Source organism: Rhizobacter sp., assembly GCF_046595475.1.
Taxonomy (GTDB): domain Bacteria; phylum Pseudomonadota; class Gammaproteobacteria; order Burkholderiales; family Burkholderiaceae_C; genus Rhizobacter.
In genome coordinates, this window is record NZ_JBKJOQ010000059.1 from 84,065 (window position 1) to 108,135 (window position 24,071).

Consider the following 24,071-nt stretch of genomic DNA (forward strand, 5'->3'; position numbering starts at 1 on the left):
GCTCGATGCATCGTTAGGCCCCGTGGCCCTCCCGCCACGGGGCATTTGTGTGTCGCGCTCGTGTGTTGCATCGCTTGCCACTCACTTACCCAACTTCGAACCGCCCTATGGGCCACCACCATGCCAGTCCGTTTCACATTCGCTGTTTGCCTCGTCGCCGCTCTGTGTGGCGCGGGCACGGCTGTGCACGCCCAGGGTGTGGCACTGGCCGACAGCGAACTCTCCAACGTGTGGGGCCAGGCGCTGCTGGACCTCACCAACACCAGCCTCAACGGCTACGACTTCTCTCGAATCACGCTTGGCGCCGACATCCAGCTCAGCGCCAACTTGAGCAACGTGCGGCTGGGCGAATACAGCTACGCCGCGCGGAACGCGACCGGCGCCGACATTGACCTCGGCCTGTTTCGCTTCGGGCGCAGCGATGGCACCGACGCACAGCGCACGGTGAGCATCACCGACCCCTACTTCGAATTCGTCTACAAGAACAACAGCGACGCAGCCACACGCGAAGTGGTGGGCATGCGCCTGGGCTTCGGCAGCATCAAGGGCGATCTCGGCGTGCAGCTCAACGCCGTGAGCGGCTCCTTGCTGATCAACGGTGGCGCGCTTGGCACGCTCGATTCGCGCAGCGACACGCTGGGCGGCAAGCGCTGGGACGGCGGGAGCTGCGGCGCCAGCGCCTGCCCCTTCACGCTGGCACAAATCAGCACGCTTACCGCCGGAGACGCCAGCGGCCCCAGCCGCGACTTCTTCATCTCGGTGCTCAAGCAGGCCGTGCAGTTCCCCGGCACCAGCGCCGCTGTCGGCGCATCAGACCCGGCGCTGGCCGGCTTCTGGCTCAACTGGCGCGATCGTCTCTCCGCGACCGGACTCAACCAGCCGGTGCCACCCAACCTGCCCAAGCTGGCCATCGGCGGCGGCTGAACATGATGCGCAGTACCCGCTCCTTGTCAGCGCATGCCCTGTGCGCGCTCACCTTGCTGGCCAGCGCCGCCTGCCACGCCGGCGGCCTGCAGCCGCTGAACGACGCCGAGCTGTCGGCCGTGAGCGGTGCCGACGGCCTGGCCTTCAACCTGCGCGGCTTCTCGCTCTCGGGCCCGATCACGTTGACCTACACCATGCCCGGCCCGGCAGGCAATTCGCTGTGGCTCTCAGACTTCGCGCTGTCGCGCAGCGACGACCTGGCCACCACCTTCAGCGACCCCTACCGCCTGCAAGTGCTGGCGCGCGGCAACGGCCTCGCCGATGTGATCCGCCTGAGCGAACCAGAGAACGCCAACGGCTTGCTCAAGTGGCAGTTCGCTGCCGACTGGGGCGTCAACGCCGATGGCATGAGCTTTCATGGCGGTGCGCTGGTGGTGCAAGACCTGGTCACCCGCGGCGGCAGCCTGACGCTGACCACCCCCGCGGCCGCTGACGTGGAAGGCATTGCCTTCGGCGCCGCCCTGCGCATCGACATTGCCAACCTGATGCTGCGCCCGCGCGGCCGTGACGACACCAGCAACCCCGACCCGGCCACTGTGAGCGAGCAATGGCGCTTGTCGGGCATACACCTCGGCGCGGCCTCCAGCAGCGGCGTGCTGCTGGGCTCGCCGTGGGCGATTGCCGATGCCACCACCCAGCCGGGCATCGTCAACGCCGTGACCGATGCCAGTGGCAACTCGAACCTGCACATCGGCATCGACTGGCCCACCAACGGCAACAGCGCAGCCATCGGCGGCCTGCTGATCGACAACATCACGTTCAAGAGCAGCACCCTGCCCGGCGGCATGCTCGATCTGGGCTCGAGCCGCGTTGGCACGATGCAGATCCAGTACCTAGACGTGAAGCTCAGGGCGGGGTTCTAACGTGCGTGCCTTTTTCCCCCTGTTGCTGCTGGTACCGATGCTGGCCTGCGCCAACCCGGTGGCCTTGAGCGACGAAGAACTGTCTGGCGTCTGCGGTCAAGACGGCATCGGCCTGGCCATACACCTGGAACTGAATTCGGCGCTGATCGCAAGCGGCGTCTTGAACAGCAGCCTCACCGCCGGCTTCAAGGTCAACGGAACGACCACCTATGCCGTGGTGCAAAACCTCGGCGGTGTGCTCGACCTGATCGGCCTCACGCTCAACATCCACACCCGCAGCGACGGCGGCGGCGATTACATCGACCTGGGGCTGCCCAGCTTCGTTGGCTTCAAGCAGTTCGGGTTTCGCGCCCTGGGCGCGCAGACCGACCCCAGCGCCGCGATTGCACCGAGCGGCAGCTACGGCCAGGTGCTTCTCAACGGCACGGGCACGATGACCGGCCACCTCTTGATCTGGGCGCAATAGCGCCGACTAAGGCACAGCATGTGGATGATCCTGCTCGGCGTGGCCGCCGTGTTGATCAGCGGTGCGGGCATCAGCTCGCAAACACCGCCTCAACCGCAACCCAAAGACAAGTTCGAGCTGCCGATGGCACGCGTGGGCGGCGGCCCCGCGCCCGACACCGTGGCCATCGTTCCGTACTCGGAATTCAAGTACCAGAACATCGTTCGCCAAGCCTACGACTACAGCTGCGGCTCGGCCGCGCTGGTGACCGTGATGAAAAGCTACCTCGGCGTTCAAGTCTCCGAGGAGCAGGCCATGGAAGGCATGCTGGCCCACGGTGAGCGCGAGAACATCGTGACGCGGCGCGGCTTCTCGCTGCTCGACATGAAGCGCTACCTCGCCACGCTGGAGATCAGCTCAGCGGGCTTTCGCGCCGAGATGTCCGACCTGGCCACGCTGAAGGAGCCCGGCATCGTGCCGATCGAGTACGCCGGCTTCAAGCACTTCGTCGTGTTCCGCGGCCTGCGCGACGGGCGCGTGTACCTGGCCGATCCGTCCATGGGCCACATCACCTTCCCGGCGGAAGAGTTCGCCAAGCTGTGGGACCGCAACACCCTGTTCGTGCTGTACCCGGCCAAGAACAACCCCGTCACCCTCAGCAAGCTTGCGCTGACCGACCGCGAGCTGGGTGTGATCGACGGCGACCTGGTTCGCACTGAAGCCATCTTCCCCCAACTCGACCGGACCGAAGCCCTGCGCAGCGCAGTGCAATCGGGGCTCGGCACCTTCAACTTGCGAAAATGAAAGCAGCCCTCTTCATCCCCCTCCTGCTGCTCTGCAGCGCGGTCACCGCCCAGACCACCGCTCCCGCACCAGACACGCCAGCCGCGCCGGCCACGCCTGCCTCGGCCCCCGCCACAGCCGACGCCGCACGCGGCGCCCTCGCCAAGAAAGAAGGCGACTTCGACCAGGCCAAGCTGCTGAAAGAAACGCTCACCGCCTCCGACAAGCAGTACTCACTGCTCAAGACGGGCAAATACGCCGTCACCTACGACCTCACCTACTCGTACATCGGCCAGCAGCAGATCCAGGCCGCGTTTACCGACTCGCTGCTCACGCTGTTCGACATCCAGAACACGCGCTCGCACACCGTCACCAACACCGTGTCGACCGACTACGGTGTGAAAGACAACTTCACTGCGAACGTGACGCTGCCCTTCGTGAGCAAGTATTCGCAGTCCGAGGCCTTCACCGGCTTGTCCAGCGCGTTTGGCGACATCTCAATCGGCGCGCGCTTCCAGCCCTTCTCGCTCAGGCGCGATCTGCCCACGTTCACCGTCACCGGCGGGCTGCGCCTGCCCACCGGCCGCAGCCCCTTCAAGACCATCGACGGCCAGGGCCTGGCCACCGGCGCCGGCTACACCTCGGCCACGGTGGGCATGAACGTGTCGCAGGTGGTCGACCCCGTCGCGCTGTTCGGCTCGCTCAACCTCACGCTCGGCAAGAGCGCCAAAGGCCTGAGCCAAACGCGTGCCGGCAAAACCCTGACCGAAGTGCACCCCGGTGACAGCATCGGCTTCGGCTTCGGCATGGCCTACGCCATGTCGTACAACATCTCGACCACGGTGGCGTTCCAGGAGTCGGTCTCCGCACGCAGCCGGCTCTTCCTGCGCGACAGCAATGGCGTGGACTCTGACGTCAAGACCGCCCCGCAGACCTCGGCCATGCTCAACCTGGGTCTGGGCGTGCGGGTCTCGCCTCTCACCACGATCAACTTCACCGTGGGCATAGGCCTGAGCAACGACAGCCCCGACTTCACCCTCGGCATGAACATGCCGCTGCATTTCTGAGCGCAGCGCCGTGATCTCGAAAGCGCCTAGCCCGCGCGCGGGCCGCAGGGCCCTGGCGGCCTGCGCCGCGGCCGCCTCGGTCGTGGCGGCACTGCCGGCACGCGCCGCCTTCATCGAAACCATCGGCACGAGCCCGGTCGCCATGTCGCTCGGCAACGCTGTGACGGCCGACCCGCCCGGCCTCGACGCCATCCACTTCAACCCGGCCGGCCTGACGCACATCAAGGGCAACACGCGGCAAGACACCATCTTCGGCGCGTCGACCAAGCCTTACGCCCACTTCACGCAGCCCGCTGGCTTCGACATCGGAGGCTTTAAAGACGACCCGCTGGCCAACACCTCGACCGGCCCGGTGCGCCAGGCCATCTACCTGCCCATCGTCGGCCCGCCCAAGGCGCGCCTGCCCTTCGGGCTTGCCGCCGGCTTGGGCTTTGCTTACCACGAAGAAGGCTCGCCCTGGACCTTCGCCACCGCCACCTATCTGCCGCAAGCCGTGGGCTTTGACCGCAGCCGCGACCCGAACGACCCCGGCCGCTACGACGGGCGCCGTGTCGTGATCCAGCGCCTGGTCTACCTTTCGCCCTCGATCGGCTACAAGGCTTCGGACACCTTGAGCCTGGGCATTGCAGTGCCCATCGCGCACCAAGGCTTTGCGCTCAACACCGACATGCGCTTCCCCAACAAGCTGCTGGGCGTCATCGGCAAGCTGCAAGACGCCTGGTGCGGCGACAACAGCAACCCACTCGACGCGTTCGCCTTCGGCCTGTGCGACGGTGGCAACAAGGCCGGCCACCTGCGCCCGTTCGAAAAAGCCGGCAGCATGGAATTCGAGATGACCTCGCCCGCCGACCCGACGCTCAACCTCGGTGTGCTGTGGGAGCCCAAGAGTTGGTTTGGCATGGGTGCCGTGTACCAGTCGGGCTCCAAGACCGTACTCACCGGGCGCTACAGCTTTCAGTCGGAAGAGATGTTCCGCAGCTTCGTGCATGGCATGTACAGCAGCCTGCTCGGGCCAGTGGTGGCCTCGACCTTCGGCTTCCCGACCTCAATCCCGCCCATTCAAAGCGGCAACGCCACGCTGATCATGCCGCTGCCCGAGCACATTCAGGTGGGCATCAAGTTCAAGCCCTTCGAGCGCGTGCAGATCAACTTCGACGCCAACTGGACGCACTGGAAAGACTGGGACAAGCTCACCTTCCAGTTCGACCAGCCGGTGGCCCTGCTGGAGATGGCGCGCATTTTCGGCCAGACCGATTCATCCCGACTCGTCATTCCGCGCGGCTACAAGAGCACCATCCACTACGGTGTGGGCCTGCAAGTGCGCGTGACCGATTCGCTCATGCTGCGCGCCGGCTACGAGCCGCGCAAGGCCTCGGTGACAAACTCGGTGCTGGACCTCATCGCCCCGCTACCCGACGTCACCATCAAGAGCCTCGGGGTCGGCATTCGAACCCACGACGGCCTGCAAATCGACCTGGGCGCAAGCTACGCCAGCGGCAAGTTCAACATCCCTGCCGAGGGCAGCTGCAACTTGAATTGCAGCAACTTCTTCAACGCCGTTTACAACCCCTATGCCGGCCTCGACGTGAGCGGTGGCATCCGCATCCGCTACTACGGCATCACCCTGTCCAAGCCATTCTGATCTGCCATGAAAACTCTGATCACACGCACCATGGTTCACGCCACCCTGGCCTTCACGCTGCTCGCCTGGGGCAACGCGGCCTTGGCGCAACAGGCCGCCACCGACGAAAAGCAAAAGCTGGTGCAGCGCGTGCTCACGCTGTGGCACATCGAAGACACCGCTGTGGTCATGGTGCAGCGGCCCGCGCTTGACGCCATGCAGCAGGCACGCATCGCTTTGCAAGGGCGCGTGGGCGCGGCCAAGCAAGAGGCCACGCTGAAAGACATCGCCACCGACCTGCAGAAATACATCGACGAAGCGACGCCCATCGTGAAAGAAAACGCCAAGCGCGTGAAGGCTCCCACGCTCACCCCGCTGCTGATGCAGAACTTCAATGAAGAAGAGCTGCGCCAGCTGATCGCTTTGCTCGAATCACCGGTGAAGAAGAAGTTCGAGCAGTTGGTGCCGCAATTTGAGCGTGCCTTCGGCGAGAAGGTCGCAGCCGATGCCCACGCCGCGATCGACCCCAAGCTGCAAGAGATGACCAAAGCGGTGGGCTTGAAGCTTCGCGCGGCTTCTATGACTCCTTGACGTAACCCATGACGTGACCCCATACGGTTCGTTCAGCTCCGTTCGGCCTGAGGTATCGAAGGCCAGCGCCGGGCTTCGATACCTCAGCCCGAACGGAGATGGGGGGCTGTTGGGCTTAGACGACCAGCCTTGTGACCTGACCCTATGACAACGATGCACCCCTTGCTGACCCAGCGCCTGCTGGCACTGCTGCTGGCAGCCCTGCTCACGGCCTGCGGCGGCGCCACCACGGGCGGCGTCTCGGCCACGCCCTCGGGCGCGGCGGCCTTGTCGCTCAGCCTAGCCGGCAGCGCGCACCCTGGGGTCGACCATGTGTGGGTAACGGTCAGCGCGGTTGCCCTGCACACCGACGCTGACCGCGCCTGGTCGCCCACCGACACCAGCTGGCAGGTGATGCCGCTGGCGCAGCCGCTCACGATCGACATCGCCTCGCTGACCAACGGCGTCATCGCCTCGCTCTTCAGCGGCAAAGCCCTGGCGCCTGCCACCTACACGCAGCTGCGGCTGTTCGTGCTGGCACACGACGACACACTGGCCGCGTCGGCCAAAAACCTGAGCCTGCTCTACAACGCGCAAGTCAGCAGCACCGACAGCGCAGGCACCGTGCACCAGCTGCCGCTAGAAATGCCCGGCACCAGCCTGGGCCTGCGCGTGGGTTTGGGCGTGGACGCAGGTGTGGGCGACCCGATCACGGCGATCGCCAGCACGCTCAGCAGCATCACGCTGCAGTGGGATCTGGAACACAGCCTGGTTCATTTCACCGCCGACGATGGGGTGGACCGCTACACCCTGCGCCCCGACCTGCGGGCCTTTGACCTGGCCCGCACGGGCGCCATCGTCGGCTTGATCGACAAATCGCTGCTGTGCAGCGCCGGCACACGCAACGGCTGCATAGACAACATCGTGATCACCGCCCAGCTGCCAGCCAGCGATGGCAGCGCCAACGTGAGCGTGCGTTCCACACCCGTGACCGTGGGCGCGAGCTATGCCCTCTTTGCGCTGTACCCACTGCCGGCGTCGCCCACCGGCCAGTTCGACGTGGTGATCCGCGGGCGCAACATGCAGACCATGGTGGTGCGCCATGTGCCGGCAAGCACCGCCGACCTGCTGGCCACGGCGCCCACGCAGCTCGGCGCCAACCCGGGCGACCCCGCCCATCCCATTCCGATGCTCCCCGTGCTGAGTGCGCAAGGCGATGCTCAGGCCAGCCTCTCAAGCGCGCTGTCGCCGCACAGCGCTCAGCTGGTGTTCGGCCAGACGCTAGCGGGGACGGGTGAGCTGCCCTACGAAGTGGTGATTGCCAACACCGACCCCTTCACTGGCTTGCTCGCGCAGCCCGTGGCATTGCCCAGCGGCCCGCTGCGCGTGGCGACCTATTCGGCCGACGCGGTGCTCAGCTTCAGCGACGTGACACCGCAAGAAGGACCAGACCGCTACACGCTGCGCGCCCACGGGACGCGCTACGACGACCCAGGTGCGCCCAGCAGCGTGTTGGCTACGGGTGGCAGCAATTTCAGCGTGGCTGCGGCCAGCCCACAACGCAAAAACACCCTGGGTCTCGCAACGCTAACGCTCAGCGTGAGCGGCGGCTCAACGCAGCGTTTCGACGCAGCGCAAGTGCTGGTGACCGACGTGGCAGGCATCGTGAGCACGCAAGACATCTCGGCGCTCATCGGCCAGAGCGGTGCGCAGGTCTCGCTGCCGTTGCCCGCAGGCGCGATTGCCGCCGCGCTCGGCGGCACGGCGGTCTACACCGTGGAAGTGCGCGCCTGGCAACGCGCCACACCCGCGCAGAGCCTGCAGTGGGTGCGCGTGCCAGCGCCGCTTGACCTGCGCAACACCAGCTCGGCCAGCGTGGCCATCACGCTGCCATAGGCCGAGGAAGCATGGGGCTCAATGCCCGGGTTCGGCCTTTTTGGGCGGCGGCACCATCAAAAATGGAAACGGCAAGGCCAGCATAGGCAGAAAGAGCGTGTCCAGCGGCAGGGAGACGGTGGCCGCCGATGCGCTTTGCACCAGGCCCACCGAACCGAGCGTGGTCACGGCGGCGAACTTGTATTGCGCCAGGGCTTGCTGGCGATCGAAGTGAGCCCAGTCCATCCAAGGTGAAGCAGCGGGCGCGGTGTCGGCACTGCCCAGCAGAATGTTGCGCAGCAGCGGGTCGCTCAGGCCGGCGGCGTGCACGGCCGACAGTTCGCTGTCAGCCAGCAGGCGCCCGGGGCTTTCCATCGCCTGGCTGGCCACGGTGATCAAGGCGAGCAAGGGCGCGGCCAGGCTCCGCACAAGAACGCGGGTGTTTTTCATCGGTCTCTCCAGCGCGAGGCCGATCAACACCAGAACGCATTTCGCGCCAGGCGTCGGCCTCTTGCCGGATGTATCGACCGGTGCGACGGCGACTTGAGCGCGCCGATGCGCGCTTGTTCACGGCGTCTTGCACCACCCGCGATGTTTCAGCGCATGAAGCTCAGGCGCGGGCCGATGATCGTCGTCTCGACGAAGTTGGTGCCGTGGTGGTTGCTGGGGCTGAAGGCGAGGTTCACGCCGCCGTAGTCCCAGCCCTGGCGGCTCTCGATGGTGCGCACCAGGTTCTCGGAAGTGACGTTCCTGCCGCAACGGTCCAGGGCCTCCATCAGGAAATGCGCCAGCAAGTAGCCGCCATAGGTGTCGTACGCCACTTTCTGGCCGGTGCGGCTGCACTCCTGCCCGAACTCGCGCGCTGTTGCAGTGGTTTGGCGCCACGGGTAGGGGCAGACCTGCGTCATGGCCAGGCCACGGGCGTCTTCCCCCAGCACCGGCAGCGCGCCCACCGCGGTGGAGATGGTGTACAGCGGCGCGTTGACGAAGGCGCGGTTGGCCTTGACGTAGCCCACCACCGACGGGCCCACGGCGATCATCAGCACCGCCTGCGGCCGCACGGTGGCAATGGTTTGCGCCGCCGCCGCGGCATCTGCGCCATCCAGACCCAGGGCGGCCGAGCCGACCAGGGTTGCGCCCTGCTCCTTGATGGCCTGCTCGGCCACTGGCAGCATGAATTTGCCGAAGTCGTTGTTCTGGTAGACCACGGCGATGCGCGTGCGCGCCAGTGTCACCAGGTTGCGCACCGAGTAGGCGATCTCGTCTTTGAAGCTCGCCTGCGTGGTGAAGAAGTAAGGGTGGTGCTTCATGCGCAGGTTGGGTGCGCCGGTGTACACGCCCACCAGCGGTACCTTTTTCTCCAACAGCATTGGCAGGCTGGCACCCACGCCCGCAGTGCTGCCCAGGCCGGTGAGTGCAACCACCTTGTCGCGCTCGATCAGCAAGCCCACGTTCTCCACCGTGCGGCGCGTGTCATAGGCGTCGTCCAGCAGAATCAGCTCGACCTTGCGGCCGTTGACCCCACCCTTGCGGTTGACCTGCTCAATCGCCAACTTTTCGCCGGCCAGCACACCGGCAAAGGCAGCCGCCAAGGGGCCGGTGAGCGGTGCACTCTGCCCGATGAGGATGGGCCCTTCCTTGGCCTGCGTTGTGTGCGCGGCGCCAACGCCGAGGGCGGCCACGGCAGTGCTCAGCACCTGGCGGCGGTTCAATCCGGTTGTCATGTCTCATTTCCTCAAAGCGTTCAACGGCGGGAGCTGCGCGCCCCGCCGTTACCACAAGGCATGCGGAAGGCTTATTCCGCGCGCACCCACGTCTGGGTGCGACCCAAGAGCGGCGTGCCGATGTAGCCGCGCACCTCGAGCTTGCGGCCGCCGTCCAGGGGCTTCAGGCGAACCCGGTAGGTCTTGCCGTTGTTGGGGTCGAGGATTTCGCCACCCGACCACACCTCTTCGTCAGGCTGCTTGCTGACGTTGCTCAGGATGATCAGGCCCACCAAGCGCTGGTTCTTGCGGTCGTCACCGCACTGGTCGCAGACCGATTCCCTCTTCGACGCGTCGAACAAGGACTCGATGCGCCCGGTCAAACGCCCGCCGGTCTCTGTCACACGCACGATCGACTTCTCAGTCTTGCCGTCGTCGTCGATCGTCTTCCACACGCCAACGGGGCTGGCTTGCGCCCAGGCGGCACACGCGCCAAGAGCCAGGGTCACCGCAGCAATGAAACGCTTCATCTCAATCTCCTCTTGTGGTTGTCAAGGCACACGCAGTCGAGCCGGTAGGCTGGAACCAGGCCTCTTGTCTCGACAGGGGCGTGTGCCGGCGCTCCGCGCATCGCGCGGCAGCGCACGATATGAGCGAGCCCGCATCTGCGCACTGACTGGCCAAGCCAATTGCTTGTCTTGCCCGCTACGGGTTTGCACCTCATGGCAGCGCTACACCTTGCGCGCGTTCGCCCAAGTCGCGCATTTGTTGGCAAAGGCACGCTTCAACAGCGGAACCTAACTCGCAACCAGGCGTTAGGCGTGCACTTGTTCCTTCATTCCAAGCCGCGCGCAGCCTACTCTTTGTTACCGATGCCGCGAACAGCCTTTCTTATTCGCCGATTCGCCAGTAAAAGACCTCAACCTCAGAAGGAACCGACATGCACAGCCACACGTCTTCAAAAGCCCTCCGGGCCATCGCCTTCTCTCTTGTCGCGCTGAGCGCCTGCACCGCGACCATGGCCGGCGAATCGATTGCAGCTCCGCTCGTCCTCGCCAAGGCCGACACCACCATGCCGTTCGTGCACTCCATGGCACCAGCGGCCGCCACCAACGAATCGGCAGCCGCCTACCCGTCTCTGGCTGAAGCCGAACTCATCGGCATGGGCTACTCGACCTTTGACGCCGTGCTGGCCGAAGCGCTGGGCACGGCCACTGCCGCTGGTTACGGCCCGGCGCCGTCACGTGGCGCCGTCGAGGCCGTGGTGGCCCGCCTCATGGGCGGCCTGATGCCCTGAGCGACGCTCGGCAGTTCAGCTTCACGCCAAGGGCGCGACCGCGACGCGGTTGCGCCCTTCTTTTTTGGCCCGGTAAAGCGCGTTGTCGGCCTGCTCCAGCAGCTGAGCGGCATCGAGCCGCGCGTGACCCAGGCACAGCCCGATGCTGATGGTGACGCTCAAGCCTGCGGCCACCTCGTCCCAGCCGTGGCCTTCGATGGCCGCGCGCAGCCGCTCGCAGGCCTCACCGGCCCACTCGAGCGTTGACGAAGCAAAGACGATCAGAAACTCTTCGCCGCCCGTGCGTGCGATCAGATCGCCGCCGCGCACACGCGCACGGAACAGGTCGGCCGTGGCCATCAGCACTGCATCACCCACGGCATGCCCGAAGCGGTCGTTCACCTGTTTGAAGTGATCGAGGTCGAGCACCGCCACAGCCAAAGGGACACCGGTGCGCGTGCTGTGTGACATGAGGCGCGGCAGCTCGCGCTCCACCTGGCGGCGGTTGCCCAGGCCGGTGAGCGGGTCGGCCAGCACATAGCGGCCCAGCTCGCGAGCCTGCGCCTGCAGGCGCTCGGCTTCGGCAGCCATCTGCTCGGCGCGCACCCGCTGCAGCTCAGCCTGCATGCGTGAGCGCTCGGCGCCGAAGAGGGCTTGGTCGAGCTCCAGCCGGTTCATCATCAGGCGCGATTGAGCATCACAGCGCTGTTCCAGCTGCTCTTTGGTGAGGGCGTGGTACGCCTCGTGGTGTGCGAGCGCCTCGCCCAGGTCGCCACGCGCCTTGTGCGCCAGGTAGAGCTGCAGGTGCATGTCACGCACCATGGCGTTGGCATAGAGCTCTTGGGCGCCGGCCAGCGCTTCATTCAGCAAGGGCACGGCTTCGTCATAGCGCTTGCCTCGCACCAGCAGCTCGGCGCGGCTGCCATCAGAGGCCAGCACCAGCGCGCGGTGGCCATGCTGCACGGCGAGCGCGCGCGAATGGTCGAGCAGCGTGTAGGCCGCCTTCTCTTGCCCGCTCACGCCAAGGTAGCGGCCCAGATTCGACAGCGTCAGCGCCTCGCGATAGGCGTTGCCCGACCGGCGCGCCACGTTGAGCGCTTCTTCACCATGGCGGCGCGCGCGCTCCATGGCGGCCTGGGCGCCCACGAGGTCACCACGCGATTCAAGGGCGTCGAAGGCATCGGAGGCCACCACTCCCAGGTTGGTGAGCGCGCGGTAGATCTCTTCTTCGCTTTGCAGCTCGCGCGCCATGGCAAGCGACTCGGCTAGAAATCGCTCGCCCTCTTCGAAGCGCCCCAAATGCCCCTTGGTCAGGCCCACGCGGTTGTAGGCCAGGCACAGCAGGCCTGCATCACCGCAGGCGCGTGCAGCTTCCACGCTTTCGCTGACGTGGTCTAGCGCCTCGGCATTCAGACCGAGGTCGAGCAGCGCCATCGCCATGTTGCACAGCACTTCGGCACGCGCCGCGTCGTCACCCGTCTCACGCAGGGTGGGCAGCACGGCCTGCCCGGCAGCAATGGCCTGCTCAGCCAGGCCTTCGCGGCAATTGAGCGTCACCAGCAGGCGCAGCGCTTTCGAAAGGCTCGCGCTGTCTTGGGCGTCTCGCGCCAGAGCCTCGGCTCGCAAGGCGAGCTCGATGCCGCGGGCATGCTCGTCCCGCTCGGATGCCTGCTGGGCCTGCTGCAGCAGGGCGATCAGCGAGGCAGGGGCTGCCGCCACATGTGGCGCGTGGGATGCTTGCGTGCCGGGCGGGTTCATCAAGGTCGCACTGCGGGGCTTGAGATCAAGCGGGCAAGTCGCTGGGTTGCAAGGCTGTGGCGAGTACCTTGTCGACACGCTTGCCGTCGAGGTCGACCACCTCAAAGCGCCAGCTTTCCCACTCCACCGAATCGGTGGTCTGGGGCAGGCGGCCCAGCAGCAGCATCACCATGCCGGCCAGTGTGTTGTAGCGGCCGCGGTCTTCTTCGGGCAGGTCTTTCAGGCTCAGGCGGTCTTTCAGCTCCGGCACCGGAATCAACCCATCAAAGAGCCAGCTGCCGTCGGCACGTTGGATGGCCCAGGCATCTTCGGCGGCTGGCGTAGTGAACTCGCCTGTGATCGTTTCCATCACGTCGCGCACGGTGATCACGCCCTGCACCTCGCCGTATTCATCGACAACAAAAACCAGCTGCGCACTCGACGCCCGAAACTGGTCCAGCAGCTCCATGCCCGAGAGCGTTTCGGGCACGAACACCGGCGGTTGCAGCTTTTCGGTGAGCGACAGTGGCTGGCCCTGCAGCTGCTGCTGCAGCAGCGTCTGTGCCGACACCACGCCCAGCACGTCGTTGAGCCCGCCGCGGCACACCGGGTAGCGCGAATGCTCTTGCCCTGCAATGGCTGCGAGCACGGTTTCCAGCGGCGCCACGGCGTCGAGCCAGACGATGTCAGTGCGCGGGATCATCATCGAGCCCACCGAGCGGTCATCGAGGCGGAACACGTTGCGCACCATCTGGTGCTCTTGCGCCTCGATCACGCCGGCGTCCAAGCCCTCTTCGAGGCTGGCAGCAATTTCTTCTTCCGTCACCGAGCGGCTGGGGCCACCGTGAATCCCCATCAGGCGCAGCGTGGCCTCAGTGCACCACGACAGCAGCTTCACGAAAGGCCGCACCGCCAACGAGAGCCACTCCATGGGGTGCGCCACCAGGCGTGCCACGGTTTCGGGATACATCTGGCCGACCCGCTTGGGCACCAACTCGCCGAAGATGATGGTCACGAAGGTGATGCACATCACCACCAGCGCGGTCGCTGAGATGCCAGCCATCTTGGGCGTGACACCAAAGCTGCTGACCAGCCACGCCCCCAACGGCTCGGAAAAAGCCGCTTCGCCGACGATGCCATTGAGCACGCCGATCGAGGTGATGCCGATCTGCACCGTGGAGAGAAACTTGGTCGGGTTCTCGTGCAGATCCATTGCGACCTGCGCGCTGGAGTCTCCGGTCTCCACCATCACCTGCAGCCGCGCCCGGCGGCTGGCGGTGAGCGCCATCTCTGACATGGCGAACAACCCGTTGAGCAGTATCAGGAAGGCAAGAAGAGCTGTTTCCATGAACCGGGGCCCGCCCGGAACGCACTGTACGAAGAAGCGGGCAAGCGTAGCAGAGTCGTTCTGCGGTGCAGTGACAGGCCGCAGAATGACGTCATGAACTACTTGATTGGCGACCTGCAAGGCTGCTGCGACGCGCTGGAGCGGCTCTTGGCACGCATTGCGTTCTCCCCCTCACGCGACCACGCCTACTTTCTCGGCGACCTGGTGAACCGGGGGCCTGCTTCACTGGCCACGGTGCGGCGCCTGAGCGCCTTGGGCAACGCCACCACTTGCCTGCTGGGCAACCACGACCTGCACCTGCTGGCGGTGGCCTACGGCGTGCGCCCGGCGGGCCGCCATGACACGCTCGTCGACCTGCTGCAGGCACCCGACCGCGACACGCTGATCGAGTGGCTGCGCCACCGCCGCATGGCCGTACACGAGCAGGGTTGGCTGATGGTGCACGCGGGCGTGGCGCCCCAATGGGACCTGGCCACGACACTGGCGCTCGCGGGCGAGGTGGAGCAGCGCCTGCGCAGCCCCGACATCGCGAGCTTCCTGCGCGTGATGTACGGCAACGAGCCCGCCCGCTGGGAGCCGGGGCTGCAAGGCGAAGCGCGCTTGCGCTTTGCGGTCAACGTGCTCACGCGCATTCGCTTTTGCACCGCCGACGGCACGCTCGACATGAAGACCAAGGACGGCGTCAGCGATGCACCGCCCGGCCTTTACCCCTGGTTCGACGCTCCCGGCCGGCAGACCACGGGGGTGCCCACGGCCTTCGGGCACTGGTCCACGCTGGGCTTGGTCGACAGGCCAAATCTGTTGTCGTTGGACACCGGCTGCGTGTGGGGCGGCCAATTGACCGCCGCGCGCGTCGATGGCGCACAGCGCGAAGTGATTCAGGTGCCCTGCGAGCAAGCCCAGCGACCCGATTGACTACAATCGCGGCTTCTTCAGGAAGCGTGGCCGAGCGGTTTAAGGCACTGGTCTTGAAAACCAGCGATGGGGGAACCCATCCGTGAGTTCGAATCTCACCGCTTCCGCCAGACAAGTAGGAAATACGGGCCCTTGCGGCCCGTTTTCAATTTCCACCTGCGTTTGAACCTTCCTCCGAATTCACACTGGCTTGCGACAGATCAGCCTTCATGCAGGTGATGCGTGCGGGGTCACCGGCGCCTCGATCGCCTCCCAGCCGAGCACGATGGCCGGCACCGCCTCGCGAAGGTGCTTCGCAAGGCGGGCCGATCACCTCGGGTGTCCGAGCAACAACATCACCGCAGACGCGATGGCCATGGCGATGAACACCAGCCGCATGGGGCCGGGGCGGCGCATGCCTGTGAACGGTTCACCGCAGCGCACGAAGCCGACCTGGGTCAGCGCCGCGACGATGGCCTCTCTGCCACCGCTGCACGAGAAGTAAACGCCGCCGGGCGTGTCGGCCCGGTTGTGCTGGATGCGAAAGCCCCGGCTCATCCAGGCCGGCCCGTCGGGTTCGAAAGCCACCACCTGATCCGGTCGGAACTCGTACGTTCCCAGGCAACGAATCACCAGCATGTCCTTCGAGATGGTGATGCCCGCCTTGCCCCCCTGCTGGGAGCTGAACCCGACGCGCGTGTGCCCACTCAGGGTGATCTCGGTCATTCCTTGCTCCTGGTCCGAGTGGCAGCGGGAGGCACTCCTTCGCGAGGGCCCGGAGGGTTCGCACCACGCAGTCGCCGTTGCCGGGCCGCACGCCAAAGATTGAAAATCAGGGCGAAACCCGGGATCGTCCAGCACGCTGAAATCACGAGGGCAGCCAGGTTGGCGTCTTCCCAGTCGAACGTCGGCGGTGCCGCACCCGCCGAAGTCTCCTGCGAGTCGGCCACGTCGACCAGCATGGCGCCTTCAGCCAGCTGCGCGCCGTCACGTTCGAGGAAGGACCGCACGACCGTGGGAACCGTGCCGGCAACTCGTACACGCAAATACGGCTTCGGGCCACCCACCAGATGCTGCAGTGTGTGTGCCCGGCTCCGACCGAGCTGGGCCACGAACGCTACGGTATCGCCCGGGCGCCAGTCGGCGCCCGCCACGGGCACGAACACCATCATGGTTTCGGAGACGCCGACCTTCCTCTTCTGTGAGACGCCGTGGTCCCACAGCAGGCGGCCCTGCAGCGACAGGCGGCTGCCATCGCCCCAGTGCGCCACAGCGGCATCGCGGCCGAGCGGCAATGCGATGTAGTCGCTGACGGTGTCGGCGAGACGGTGGCGCCAGTCCCAGGTGAAAAATGCGTACTCGCAGGCGAGGATCAGCAGCAGGCCCGACAGCCAGAGAGTCAGGCTGTCGCGCCAGCCCCACTCGCGGCTGGCGACCGGGGCCGGAGCGATGGGTATTGGCGCGCTTGGCGCCTGGACGAAGCCAGCCCGTGCCCGCTGCTTCTCCGCGATGAACGCCCACAGGAAGAGGCAGGGGATGACAACCAGGAAGACGCCCGCGAACAGGATGCCGGTGCTCAAGAGGCGCGAGTAGGACCCGGTGTTGGTGGCCTGCCAGCTGTTGAGCCAGCCGACCAGTCCCGTGTCGCCTGTCACGCCATACCAGGCGATGCCGATCGGGCCGCCCACCGCCAGGATCAAAACAAGAATTCGGCGCACTCGAACCTCCCATTGCGAATCGACTGCCATGCCCGATGCATGGCGTCCATGCAATCTGTACGAGATTGCAAGTTTCAAACGGACACGGCCGTGGCAAATGTCGAACGGCTGACCTTCCATGAACTCCCAGCTGGCCACGGCATTGGCATCGTCGCCTTGGGCCCTGGCATCGCCCGACGCGGCGCGGCGCGGCGAAATAATTTTCGCGGCGGTGACAGCAATCGCCGGCGTACCGCGTACCTATAGACAGGGAGCTCGTCATCGAGGCGAAACGCATGGGTGGTGCTCAACACGGGCCAGATGCTCGTCGCGACGCTGCCATGAATGCGCAAGCCCTGCGCACCCACCGGAAACCCGCCCAAGCGGCGCCTACCCGGCGAACCGCGGGCTGCCATCCCGTCCCACAGCCACTACCTGAAAGGTCCATGTCATGAACAACTCTCCTGTCATTCGCGATGCCATCGCCTCTGCCCTGCTGCTGGGGCTCGGCGCCTGTGGCGGTGGAGGCGACAGCGGCTCACCCACTGCCACGGCGAGCGGCCCCACGTTCACCGTCGTCGAAACCATCGCCGGGCAGGCCGGGGTCAGAGGCGGCGATGACGGTACCGGCGTTCTGGCGACCTTCAACTACCCCGAAGGTCTGGCGGTGACACGGCCGTCCTACCCGACGGACACCGACGTGCTCCTGTACATCGGTGGACTCAACGAAAGAATTCGCCTCCAGGTCATCGACGGCCATGGCAACCCCGTCTACACGCTTCTCGGCCTCGGCACCAGCGGCAGCGTGGATGGCGGCCCGTCGACGGCGCAGGTGCGCACCCCCAGCGCCATCACGATCGGCAACCCCGGAAATGATCCTTCACCGTCGGCCTATTGGACCGAAGCCGACGGCAGCTCGACCAGCCTCGTGCGCAAGGTGAACGGGAACAGCGGGGCCACCGTGAATGGTGTCACCGTGGCCGGCGCGCTGGGGCCTGCCGGCTCTGCCGATGGCTACGGACCCACTGCCCGATTCAACCGACCCAAGGGCACGGTCTACAACCCCCGCACCGGTGAACTCTTCGTTGCCGACAGCGGGAACTACACGATACGGCGCCTCGTGTTCAGCGGCTCGACCAGCACCGTCAGCACCATCGCCGGACTGGCGCTCCAGAACGGCACGGCCGATGGCGCCGGTGCAACGGCCCGGTTCTTCTACCCGCGCGGCATCGGGCTGGACGCGCAAGACAACCTTTACGTGGCCGACTACTACTGCGTGCGCAAGATCACCCCGGCACCGGCGAACCAGGTCACCACCCTGGCTGGCAAGTGCGGCATGGCGGGCTATGTGAACGCCACCGGCGATGCTGCGCGTTTTGACGGCGCCGCCGGTCTGGCCGTCGATCCTGCCACGGGCGATGTGTATGTCAGTGAACTCAACAACCAGACCATTCGAAAGATCACTAAAGCCGGCCAAGTCACCACCGTGGCCGGCATCGAAAAGACCACCGGCTCAGCCAACGGCAGCCTCAATGTTGCGACCTTCAATGCGCCTGCAAGCGTCGCGTTCTTCAACAATCAGTTGTTCATCGCCGACACCAGCAATCAGGTGATCCGGCGAATTCGATGAGGCGAATGAATGTGCCACCGCTTGCATGCGCTCAACACCGAGGTGAACAGATCGATCACGGCGTTGGGGTGACGACAAACTGCTCGTCGAACGGTTGTATCGGTCGCATGGCCTCGACATGATCCGCTGGCGGCACGCGGTCAATTCCCTTGTCGCCATGGCAGGCAGCGAGTGGCGCAACCAGACAGGCACACAACGAAATGACGCGGGCTATCCGGCGAGAGGTGCCTGTTGCGAAACCTGCCTGGGAAATTGACCCCGATCTCGGCCGATCTCGCATCACGGCGAGACGCCGCAATGCGTTCAAAGGAAGATGGGAAATTGGCATTCGCGAACTCCTTGGGCCTGGACAAACCACCGTGCACCCACATGCTCGAAGCAGGGGTCACCTTATCCATGACGAGATCGGCCTTGTGTTTAGGACATGCTTGATCGCGAATCGCCCCCTCAACTGCGCACGGGCGGTCACATCGGGTTCGCTGGGAATGGCGCGACGAAGCCACGATTGCAGCGAGGCGCGCGGTGTGTCCGGTGAGCTGAAATCCTAGTGGGGGACGCTCAAATCGGGCAGTTGGTTGTACGGCGGCCGAGGCGGTTGATCCGCGGGAAGAAACTCCGGCGCTGGGGTTCCCAGCGGGGACAGTGATCTGACGTAGCGATAGATCATGCGAAGGTCATCATCGTTCGTGTCGCGCACGGACCACCAGGGCATCGGCGCCCGAGCGCGGCTTTGACGCGCCATCACCAGCCACCCGTCTTCAGACATGTCACGGAACATGAGTCGAAGGTTCGGCGCGTAGGCGGTCCCGTCTTTGCCCTTCCAACCCACCGGGTTGCCCATGAGCCATCGGCTCTCCGGCACTGAACCTTGGCTTGCAGCAAAACCGGCGGTGTGGCAGTTGTTGCAGTGGGAGGTCACGATGAGATATTTGCCTCGCTCGATATCGTTTGCCGGGGCGGCCGCTGCCGGCGAAACGAGCGCGACCATGCCGGCGACCGTCATGAGATGAAGAAGGGAAACTCGCATTCGTGAACTCCTTGAGTAGGGAACAAGACACCCTGCTGCGCCCGTTCGAAGCAGTGGCTACCCCATCGAGAACGAGATCAGAGCCGAGTTTGTGACACGCCCCCTTGCGAATCGAAGTTTGGCCTTCATGGTTCGGCGAGCGGGTCGGGTGTCGTCAACGGCCGGCTCGGCGCTGGGCCTCGGCCAGCGCGAGGCGAACCTTCGCAGTCGCCGGGCTGTGTACTGGGTCGTATTGGGCGAGGTGCAGCGCCAGGGCGTTTTGCAGCACGGGGAGCGCTTCGGCGACCCGACCCTCGTGTAGCAGTGCTTGGCCCATCACTGCCGTCATCCGAGCCTCCACGTCGCGGACAAAGCGGCGTTCGGGCAGCCGGTCTATCGTTGCCAGCGCGGCGGCGGCCGTCGTGCGCGCAGCAGTGTTCTGGCCTGCGGCAAGCCGTAGCGTCGCCTCCTCGGCCTGGCGACGCAGGGCGGTGTAGGTCGTGGTCGTCTCGCCGGCTATCGGCGGGTGGGCAGAAAAATCCTGCAACGCTTCCTCTGCCTTGCCCACCGACACCCAGTAGCGGCGGCGGGTCGCCTGTACCATCTCGGTGGTGTTCCTGTCGCTGGTTACGGCGAGCGCCGACATGGCACGTTCAACATCGGCGCCCGCCTCTTTCAGTCGTTGCAGCGAGATCAGTGCGTGGGCGCGCGCAGCCCAATAGGGCGCTTCCCAATTTTTTGCCTGCGGTGGCATCAAGGCGCGCCCTTCGTCGAGCACCACCAGCCCGCGAGCGGCATTTTCATAAGCCACCAGCGTGCGACCGTAGTGGAGCGTGACACGGGCAGGCAAGGGCCCAAATTCATGTAGGGGCCCGAGCGCACGGGCCCAGTCGTAGTCCTGACCGGCTGTATGCAAAGCTTCGCGCCACAGCCCGTTCTCGTACTCATATCGGGCCAGCTTGTAGCGAGGAACGCGCTGTGAAACCGGGTCGCCTACCCGCTCAGCGGCGGCAAGCGCGCGCGCAAACGATGTGCCCGCAAGTTCGGGTTGTCCAAGGTCATTCTCGACTTCACCGAGTGCCGCGAGAATCTCGGCCGACTCGCCTGCCACTCGGTTCGGTTGCTGATCGATCCCTGCTACGGCATCCACGAGCGCCTGGCGGGCCTCTTGCAAATGGCCCGCCTTTCGGGCCACCACGCCCAGCAAGTGCAGCGCGCTGATGCCATGCAACGAGGAATCTTGAGCACGTGCAATGGCCGCCGCGACGCGGGCCCGTTCCAGCGCCTTGGGCAGATCGCGATTCAAAAAGACTTGCGCCAGGTCGGTATCGATCCGCATGCGCGTGCGATCGCGGTCGTCGCGCCTGGTGCGCGCGACCGCGTCCGCCTCCAACAACATGGCGAGGGCTTCGTCACTTCGGCCCAGATCGTCCAGGAGCTGCCCGATCCGAGCCGCCGTGTTCAGCGCCGCCGTGCTGTCCTTGCCGTGCAGGCGTGTCGCGAGCACAAGGCCGCGACGGCTGAGCGCGAGACTGCGCTCGTTGAGCGACATTTCACCGTACATGTCTGCAAGCAAGTCATAGAGGCGCAGTTGCGCCTCGGGAGCCGAGGGCAGCTCTTTGTCGATGCGATCGGCGCCGCGATCCAGCAGCTCGCGCGCGGTGATGGCGCGCGCGGCCATCGGGTCAGCCTGGTCGCCTGAATTCGCATTGAAGACCGACTCGATGAAGTCCTGCACGGCCTTGGCGTTGGCGGCCTCGATCCGCGCCTCGCGCGCCTGCCACAGGGCAACCGACGTACCGGCAACCAGTGCAACGGACACCACCGCGCCGGCCGCCACCTGCAGCCGATATCGGTGAACGAACTTGCCAGTGCGGTAAGCCAATCCGTCGGGCCGCGCCTCGACCGGTTCGCCGATCAAGTAGCGTCGCAGGTCTTGCGCGAAGGCCTCCATCGTCGGGTAACGCTCGCCCGGAACCTTCTTCAACGCCTTGTTGAGAATCGCGTCGAGATCGCCACGCAATTGGCGGGCGATGCTCGGATCGGTCGCGCCGGCGCTGGCAGGTGGCGGTGCGACCGAGGCGATTGCTTCTTCAAGCTCCGCGGCACTGGCCCGCTTCAGTCGATAGGGGCGGCTGCCCGCCAGCACTTCGTAGGCGACCACGGCCATGCTGTAGATGTCGCTGGCCGTACCCAGCGGTTCGCCGCGAATCTGCTCGGGGCTCGCGTAGTCCAGCGTCAGAGCGCGACCCGCCAGCTCCGTCAGCGCGGTCTGGCGGGTGCGGTCGCCTTCCAGCAGCTTGGCAATGCCGAAATCGAGCAGATGCACCCGTGCGTGCTTGCTGACGACGATGTTGGCGGGCTTGAGATCGCGGTGCACGACCAGTCGCCCATGGGCATGCGCGACCGCGGCCATCACCTGCAGCAGCAGCGCGAGGCGCTCGCGCAGAGACAGCGCGTGCGTGCGGCAGTAGGTGTCAATGGGCTCGCCCTCGATGTATTCCATCGCAAGGAAGGGCCGGCCGTGGGCGTCGACGCCGGCGTCGTAAAGCCGCGCGATGTGCTCGTGCTCAAGCGTGGCGAGAATCTCGCGCTCGCGCGCCAGCCGCTCCGAGAACGTGTCGCCCCAGACGATGCGCGGCAGTTTCAGCGCGATCTGCCGCTTCATCGTTCCATCCGAGCGCTCGGCGCGCCACACTGTGCCCATGCCGCCGCGCCCGATCTCGGCGATCAGCCGGTAGGCGCCGACGAGGCTGCCTTCGGCCAGGCCTTGGTGTGGCTGGTCATCCGCATCGATGTCCAGTTGGGGCATCTCGCCCAGGAAGTCGTCGGTTTCGACGCCGGCTTGGTGCGCGAGCAACGAGCGCAGCGCCTCGCGGTGTGCGGCGCGCGCGCCCATCAGGCCATCGAGCCAGGTCGCATGCTCCGACGCGGGCAGACTGAGCGCCTCGTCAAGCAGCGCGCTGATCGCTGGCCACTCCGCAGCGAACGGTGACAGCGGCGTCATGCCGTGACTCCGGCCAGGCCCGGCATCATCAGGTTCTGAGCGCCTGGGCGAGCAACAGGCGTGCCTTGTCCCAGTCGCGGCGCACCGTTCGCGTGGATATGCCCATCACCTCGGCGATCTCGGCATCGTCCATGCCGCCGAAGTAGCGCATCTCCACTACGCGGGCCAGCCTCGCATCGATGCGGCCGAGATCTTCTAGCGCGGCGTGCACATCGAGGATTTCGTGGGCTGGGTCTGGTACCGACGCGATCACATCGGTCGTCAGCGGGACCTGCTCCGCATCGCCGCCACGTTGGGCGGTCTGGGCGACGCGGGCCGCGTCGACGATGATCGAACGCATCACGGTCGCCGAGTAGGCAAGGAAGTGCGAGCGGTCGTTCGGCGTCAGGCTCTCTCGCTGCACGAACTTCAGATAGCACTCGTTGACAAGCGCGGTCGTCTCGATCAGACCGTCGCGCGCGTTGCGCGACAGGCGCCGGCGCGCGATCTGTCGAAGTTCTGGATAGAGCAATTCGAAGATGCGGTCGAAGGCCGCTCGGTCTCCTTCGCGTGCGCGTTCGATCAAGAGTGTGACTTCCCCCATGCCGACTTCCCATCCAACTTCCAGTGCGGAGGGCAGATGGTATCGGGAGAATTGCGCGACCCCCGATACGGCGGGAGCGAAGACCCGTCGAAGGCAGCATCACCCAGTCACTCCAGCCCACGTTGCGGGTAACCGCTGTGCGACAGCTTGCGCAAGAGCAGCCCCCCGACCGGCAGCAGCGACATGAAACCCGCGCATGCACAGGCCAGCAGCAACGCCACGGCTGCCCCGATGCGCGGCGCCAGCAGCACGAACACCGCGCCGAAGGCAACTTTTCCGAACAGGCCCCAGGCATAGCCTTGCAGAAAGTTTGCCACCGCACGGTGCCCTCCATGGGCGTGCTCGAACACTGCGACGGCCGCGCTGATCACCGGCAGGGACGACAGCAGCCCCGTCGCAAAAGGGCCGAGTGCCGGGCCGGCCGTCGCCGCCAAAGCGGTGAGGCTGCCCGCGGCGAGGGCCATCCAGGCCAATGAGTGACGAGGGCGTGCCCGCGCGGCTGCCAACGGTGTGCCGATGGGAATGCAGATGAGCGCAAGCGCGCTGCAGCCGAGGCCGAGCATCAGCGCGTCCGCCAGGTGGCTGCTCGCTGCGAACGCAGGCCAGGCCAGTGCCAGCGCACCCGCCAGTCCGCACAGCAGCGCGCCAGCCTTGCCCATGCGTCGCGCGGCGCATGCATAGCCCATCGAGAACATCGCGAGCATCGCGCAGGCGCTCACGCTCGCGATCGATGCGTTGACGGCAAACGCAACTCCACGTTCGTGCACGAGCCAGGCCAATGTCGGTGCCGTGATCGTGGGCAGAGCGGCCGCCACCCCGGCCCAACGACGACCACTGAGACGGGCCACTTCCATCACGAGCAATACCATGATCGCCGTCAACAGGGCCTTGAAAAGACTGTCCATCACGCTCCCTCGCCGGGACGGCGCATGACGCTGCGCGCTTGTCCTGAAGGGATGAACGAGATGAGGGCGCGAAGATG

At 65.8% G+C, this 24,071-nt stretch carries 22 protein-coding genes and 1 tRNA gene; 12 read left to right on the plus strand and 11 right to left on the minus strand.

Annotated features, from left to right (window positions below):
* The first annotated feature begins 120 nt into the window (after positions 1 to 120).
* From AC30QB_RS11005 to AC30QB_RS11040, 8 genes are all read left to right on the plus strand, one after another.
* Complete coding sequence (locus AC30QB_RS11005) at positions 121 to 924, plus strand: hypothetical protein (RefSeq protein WP_489546257.1); 804 nt, start codon at positions 121 to 123, stop codon at positions 922 to 924.
* Positions 925 to 926: 2 nt separating this feature from the next.
* Complete coding sequence (locus AC30QB_RS11010) at positions 927 to 1,847, plus strand: hypothetical protein (RefSeq protein WP_489546258.1); 921 nt, start codon at positions 927 to 929, stop codon at positions 1,845 to 1,847.
* A 1-nt stretch (position 1,848) separates the two neighbouring features.
* On the plus strand, positions 1,849 to 2,313 hold the full coding sequence (locus AC30QB_RS11015) for a hypothetical protein (protein ID WP_489546259.1): 465 nt from the start codon (positions 1,849 to 1,851) through the stop codon (positions 2,311 to 2,313).
* A gap of 18 nt (positions 2,314 to 2,331) precedes the next feature.
* Entirely contained in the window at positions 2,332 to 3,096 is a 765-nt protein-coding gene (locus tag AC30QB_RS11020; RefSeq protein ID WP_489546260.1) for a C39 family peptidase, read from the plus strand.
* Positions 3,093 to 4,142: a transporter gene (locus AC30QB_RS11025; protein WP_489546261.1), complete on the plus strand. Its 1,050-nt coding sequence runs from the start codon at positions 3,093 to 3,095 to the stop codon at positions 4,140 to 4,142. The genes AC30QB_RS11020 and AC30QB_RS11025 overlap by 4 nt, the downstream gene beginning before the upstream one ends.
* A gap of 10 nt (positions 4,143 to 4,152) precedes the next feature.
* Positions 4,153 to 5,784, plus strand: a complete 1,632-nt coding sequence (locus AC30QB_RS11030) for an OmpP1/FadL family transporter (protein ID WP_489546262.1) — start codon at positions 4,153 to 4,155, stop codon at positions 5,782 to 5,784.
* 6 nt (positions 5,785 to 5,790) lie between these two features.
* Positions 5,791 to 6,354, plus strand: coding sequence for a DUF2059 domain-containing protein (locus AC30QB_RS11035; protein ID WP_489546263.1), 564 nt, complete (start codon positions 5,791 to 5,793; stop codon positions 6,352 to 6,354).
* A gap of 153 nt (positions 6,355 to 6,507) precedes the next feature.
* Positions 6,508 to 8,229 carry a DUF4382 domain-containing protein gene (locus tag AC30QB_RS11040; protein ID WP_489546264.1) on the plus strand — a complete coding sequence of 574 codons (1,722 nt, stop codon included), beginning with the start codon at positions 6,508 to 6,510 and terminating at the stop codon, positions 8,227 to 8,229.
* Between the two features lie 18 nt (positions 8,230 to 8,247).
* Here the strand turns inward: AC30QB_RS11040 and AC30QB_RS11045 are convergent, their stop codons facing one another.
* The 3 genes from AC30QB_RS11045 to AC30QB_RS11055 form a co-directional block, all read right to left on the minus strand.
* Positions 8,248 to 8,658 carry a hypothetical protein gene (locus AC30QB_RS11045; RefSeq protein WP_489546265.1) on the minus strand — a complete coding sequence of 137 codons (411 nt, stop codon included), beginning with the start codon at positions 8,656 to 8,658 and terminating at the stop codon, positions 8,248 to 8,250.
* Positions 8,659 to 8,804: 146 nt separating this feature from the next.
* On the minus strand, positions 8,805 to 9,932 hold the full coding sequence (locus tag AC30QB_RS11050) for an ABC transporter substrate-binding protein (protein ID WP_489546266.1): 1,128 nt from the start codon (positions 9,930 to 9,932) through the stop codon (positions 8,805 to 8,807).
* Positions 9,933 to 10,003: 71 nt separating this feature from the next.
* Positions 10,004 to 10,441 carry a DUF2147 domain-containing protein gene (locus AC30QB_RS11055; RefSeq protein ID WP_489546267.1) on the minus strand — a complete coding sequence of 146 codons (438 nt, stop codon included), beginning with the start codon at positions 10,439 to 10,441 and terminating at the stop codon, positions 10,004 to 10,006.
* A gap of 410 nt (positions 10,442 to 10,851) precedes the next feature.
* Here AC30QB_RS11055 and AC30QB_RS11060 point away from each other — a divergent pair, with 410 nt between their 5' ends.
* Entirely contained in the window at positions 10,852 to 11,208 is a 357-nt protein-coding gene (locus AC30QB_RS11060; protein WP_489546268.1) for a hypothetical protein, read from the plus strand.
* A gap of 21 nt (positions 11,209 to 11,229) precedes the next feature.
* On the opposite strand, the gene AC30QB_RS11065 is transcribed toward AC30QB_RS11060, so the two are convergent.
* Positions 11,230 to 12,906, minus strand: coding sequence for a GGDEF domain-containing protein (locus AC30QB_RS11065; RefSeq protein ID WP_489546269.1), 1,677 nt, complete (start codon positions 12,904 to 12,906; stop codon positions 11,230 to 11,232).
* A gap of 64 nt (positions 12,907 to 12,970) precedes the next feature.
* The gene (locus AC30QB_RS11070; RefSeq protein ID WP_489546270.1) at positions 12,971 to 14,272 is read right to left on the minus strand and encodes a hemolysin family protein; all 1,302 of its coding nucleotides are present in this window, start codon (positions 14,270 to 14,272) and stop codon (positions 12,971 to 12,973) included.
* Between the two features lie 93 nt (positions 14,273 to 14,365).
* Here AC30QB_RS11070 and AC30QB_RS11075 point away from each other — a divergent pair, with 93 nt between their 5' ends.
* Both AC30QB_RS11075 and AC30QB_RS11080 read left to right on the plus strand, forming a co-directional pair.
* Positions 14,366 to 15,187, plus strand: a complete 822-nt coding sequence (locus AC30QB_RS11075; RefSeq protein ID WP_489546271.1) for a symmetrical bis(5'-nucleosyl)-tetraphosphatase — start codon at positions 14,366 to 14,368, stop codon at positions 15,185 to 15,187.
* Between the two features lie 20 nt (positions 15,188 to 15,207).
* Positions 15,208 to 15,297, plus strand: a tRNA-Ser gene (locus tag AC30QB_RS11080).
* Between the two features lie 199 nt (positions 15,298 to 15,496).
* Here AC30QB_RS11080 and AC30QB_RS11085 read toward each other — a convergent pair.
* Both AC30QB_RS11085 and AC30QB_RS11090 read right to left on the minus strand, forming a co-directional pair.
* Complete coding sequence (locus AC30QB_RS11085) at positions 15,497 to 15,892, minus strand: hypothetical protein (RefSeq protein WP_489546272.1); 396 nt, start codon at positions 15,890 to 15,892, stop codon at positions 15,497 to 15,499.
* A complete protein-coding gene (locus AC30QB_RS11090) occupies positions 15,889 to 16,914 on the minus strand; it encodes a hypothetical protein (RefSeq protein ID WP_489546273.1) in 1,026 nt (341 codons plus the stop codon). Before AC30QB_RS11090 ends, AC30QB_RS11085 begins: the two co-directional genes overlap by 4 nt.
* A gap of 400 nt (positions 16,915 to 17,314) precedes the next feature.
* Between AC30QB_RS11090 and AC30QB_RS11095 the strand changes: the two genes are divergently transcribed.
* Positions 17,315 to 18,493, plus strand: a complete 1,179-nt coding sequence (locus AC30QB_RS11095; RefSeq protein ID WP_489546274.1) for an NHL repeat-containing protein — start codon at positions 17,315 to 17,317, stop codon at positions 18,491 to 18,493.
* 544 nt (positions 18,494 to 19,037) lie between these two features.
* On the opposite strand, the gene AC30QB_RS11100 is transcribed toward AC30QB_RS11095, so the two are convergent.
* From AC30QB_RS11100 to AC30QB_RS11115, 4 genes are all read right to left on the minus strand, one after another.
* Positions 19,038 to 19,520, minus strand: a complete 483-nt coding sequence (locus AC30QB_RS11100) for a c-type cytochrome (protein ID WP_489546275.1) — start codon at positions 19,518 to 19,520, stop codon at positions 19,038 to 19,040.
* Positions 19,521 to 19,674: 154 nt separating this feature from the next.
* Complete coding sequence (locus AC30QB_RS11105) at positions 19,675 to 22,506, minus strand: serine/threonine-protein kinase (protein ID WP_489546276.1); 2,832 nt, start codon at positions 22,504 to 22,506, stop codon at positions 19,675 to 19,677.
* 28 nt (positions 22,507 to 22,534) lie between these two features.
* Positions 22,535 to 23,089, minus strand: coding sequence for an ECF-type sigma factor (locus AC30QB_RS11110; protein WP_489546277.1), 555 nt, complete (start codon positions 23,087 to 23,089; stop codon positions 22,535 to 22,537).
* A gap of 107 nt (positions 23,090 to 23,196) precedes the next feature.
* Positions 23,197 to 23,994, minus strand: a complete 798-nt coding sequence (locus tag AC30QB_RS11115; protein WP_489546278.1) for a hypothetical protein — start codon at positions 23,992 to 23,994, stop codon at positions 23,197 to 23,199.
* Positions 23,995 to 24,071: the final 77 nt, after the last annotated feature.

Bases quoted from the DNA above. Each gene is read 5' to 3' on its own strand.
- AC30QB_RS11005 (WP_489546257.1), top strand. From the start codon at position 121: ATGCCAGTCCGTTTCACATTCGCTGTTTGCCTCGTCGCCGCTCTGTGT.
- AC30QB_RS11010 (WP_489546258.1), top strand. From the start codon at position 927: ATGATGCGCAGTACCCGCTCCTTGTCAGCGCATGCCCTGTGCGCGCTC.
- AC30QB_RS11020 (WP_489546260.1), top strand. From the start codon at position 2,332: ATGTGGATGATCCTGCTCGGCGTGGCCGCCGTGTTGATCAGCGGTGCG.
- AC30QB_RS11025 (WP_489546261.1), top strand. From the start codon at position 3,093: ATGAAAGCAGCCCTCTTCATCCCCCTCCTGCTGCTCTGCAGCGCGGTC.
- AC30QB_RS11035 (WP_489546263.1), top strand. From the start codon at position 5,791: ATGAAAACTCTGATCACACGCACCATGGTTCACGCCACCCTGGCCTTC.
- AC30QB_RS11040 (WP_489546264.1), top strand. From the start codon at position 6,508: ATGCACCCCTTGCTGACCCAGCGCCTGCTGGCACTGCTGCTGGCAGCC.
- AC30QB_RS11045 (WP_489546265.1), bottom strand. From the start codon at position 8,658: ATGAAAAACACCCGCGTTCTTGTGCGGAGCCTGGCCGCGCCCTTGCTC.
- AC30QB_RS11050 (WP_489546266.1), bottom strand. From the start codon at position 9,932: ATGACAACCGGATTGAACCGCCGCCAGGTGCTGAGCACTGCCGTGGCC.
- AC30QB_RS11055 (WP_489546267.1), bottom strand. From the start codon at position 10,441: ATGAAGCGTTTCATTGCTGCGGTGACCCTGGCTCTTGGCGCGTGTGCC.
- AC30QB_RS11060 (WP_489546268.1), top strand. From the start codon at position 10,852: ATGCACAGCCACACGTCTTCAAAAGCCCTCCGGGCCATCGCCTTCTCT.
- AC30QB_RS11070 (WP_489546270.1), bottom strand. From the start codon at position 14,272: ATGGAAACAGCTCTTCTTGCCTTCCTGATACTGCTCAACGGGTTGTTC.
- AC30QB_RS11075 (WP_489546271.1), top strand. From the start codon at position 14,366: ATGAACTACTTGATTGGCGACCTGCAAGGCTGCTGCGACGCGCTGGAG.
- AC30QB_RS11085 (WP_489546272.1), bottom strand. From the start codon at position 15,892: ATGACCGAGATCACCCTGAGTGGGCACACGCGCGTCGGGTTCAGCTCC.
- AC30QB_RS11090 (WP_489546273.1), bottom strand. From the start codon at position 16,914: ATGGCAGTCGATTCGCAATGGGAGGTTCGAGTGCGCCGAATTCTTGTT.
- AC30QB_RS11095 (WP_489546274.1), top strand. From the start codon at position 17,315: ATGAACAACTCTCCTGTCATTCGCGATGCCATCGCCTCTGCCCTGCTG.
- AC30QB_RS11100 (WP_489546275.1), bottom strand. From the start codon at position 19,520: ATGCGAGTTTCCCTTCTTCATCTCATGACGGTCGCCGGCATGGTCGCG.
- AC30QB_RS11105 (WP_489546276.1), bottom strand. From the start codon at position 22,506: ATGACGCCGCTGTCACCGTTCGCTGCGGAGTGGCCAGCGATCAGCGCG.
- AC30QB_RS11110 (WP_489546277.1), bottom strand. From the start codon at position 23,089: ATGGGGGAAGTCACACTCTTGATCGAACGCGCACGCGAAGGAGACCGA.
- AC30QB_RS11115 (WP_489546278.1), bottom strand. From the start codon at position 23,994: ATGGACAGTCTTTTCAAGGCCCTGTTGACGGCGATCATGGTATTGCTC.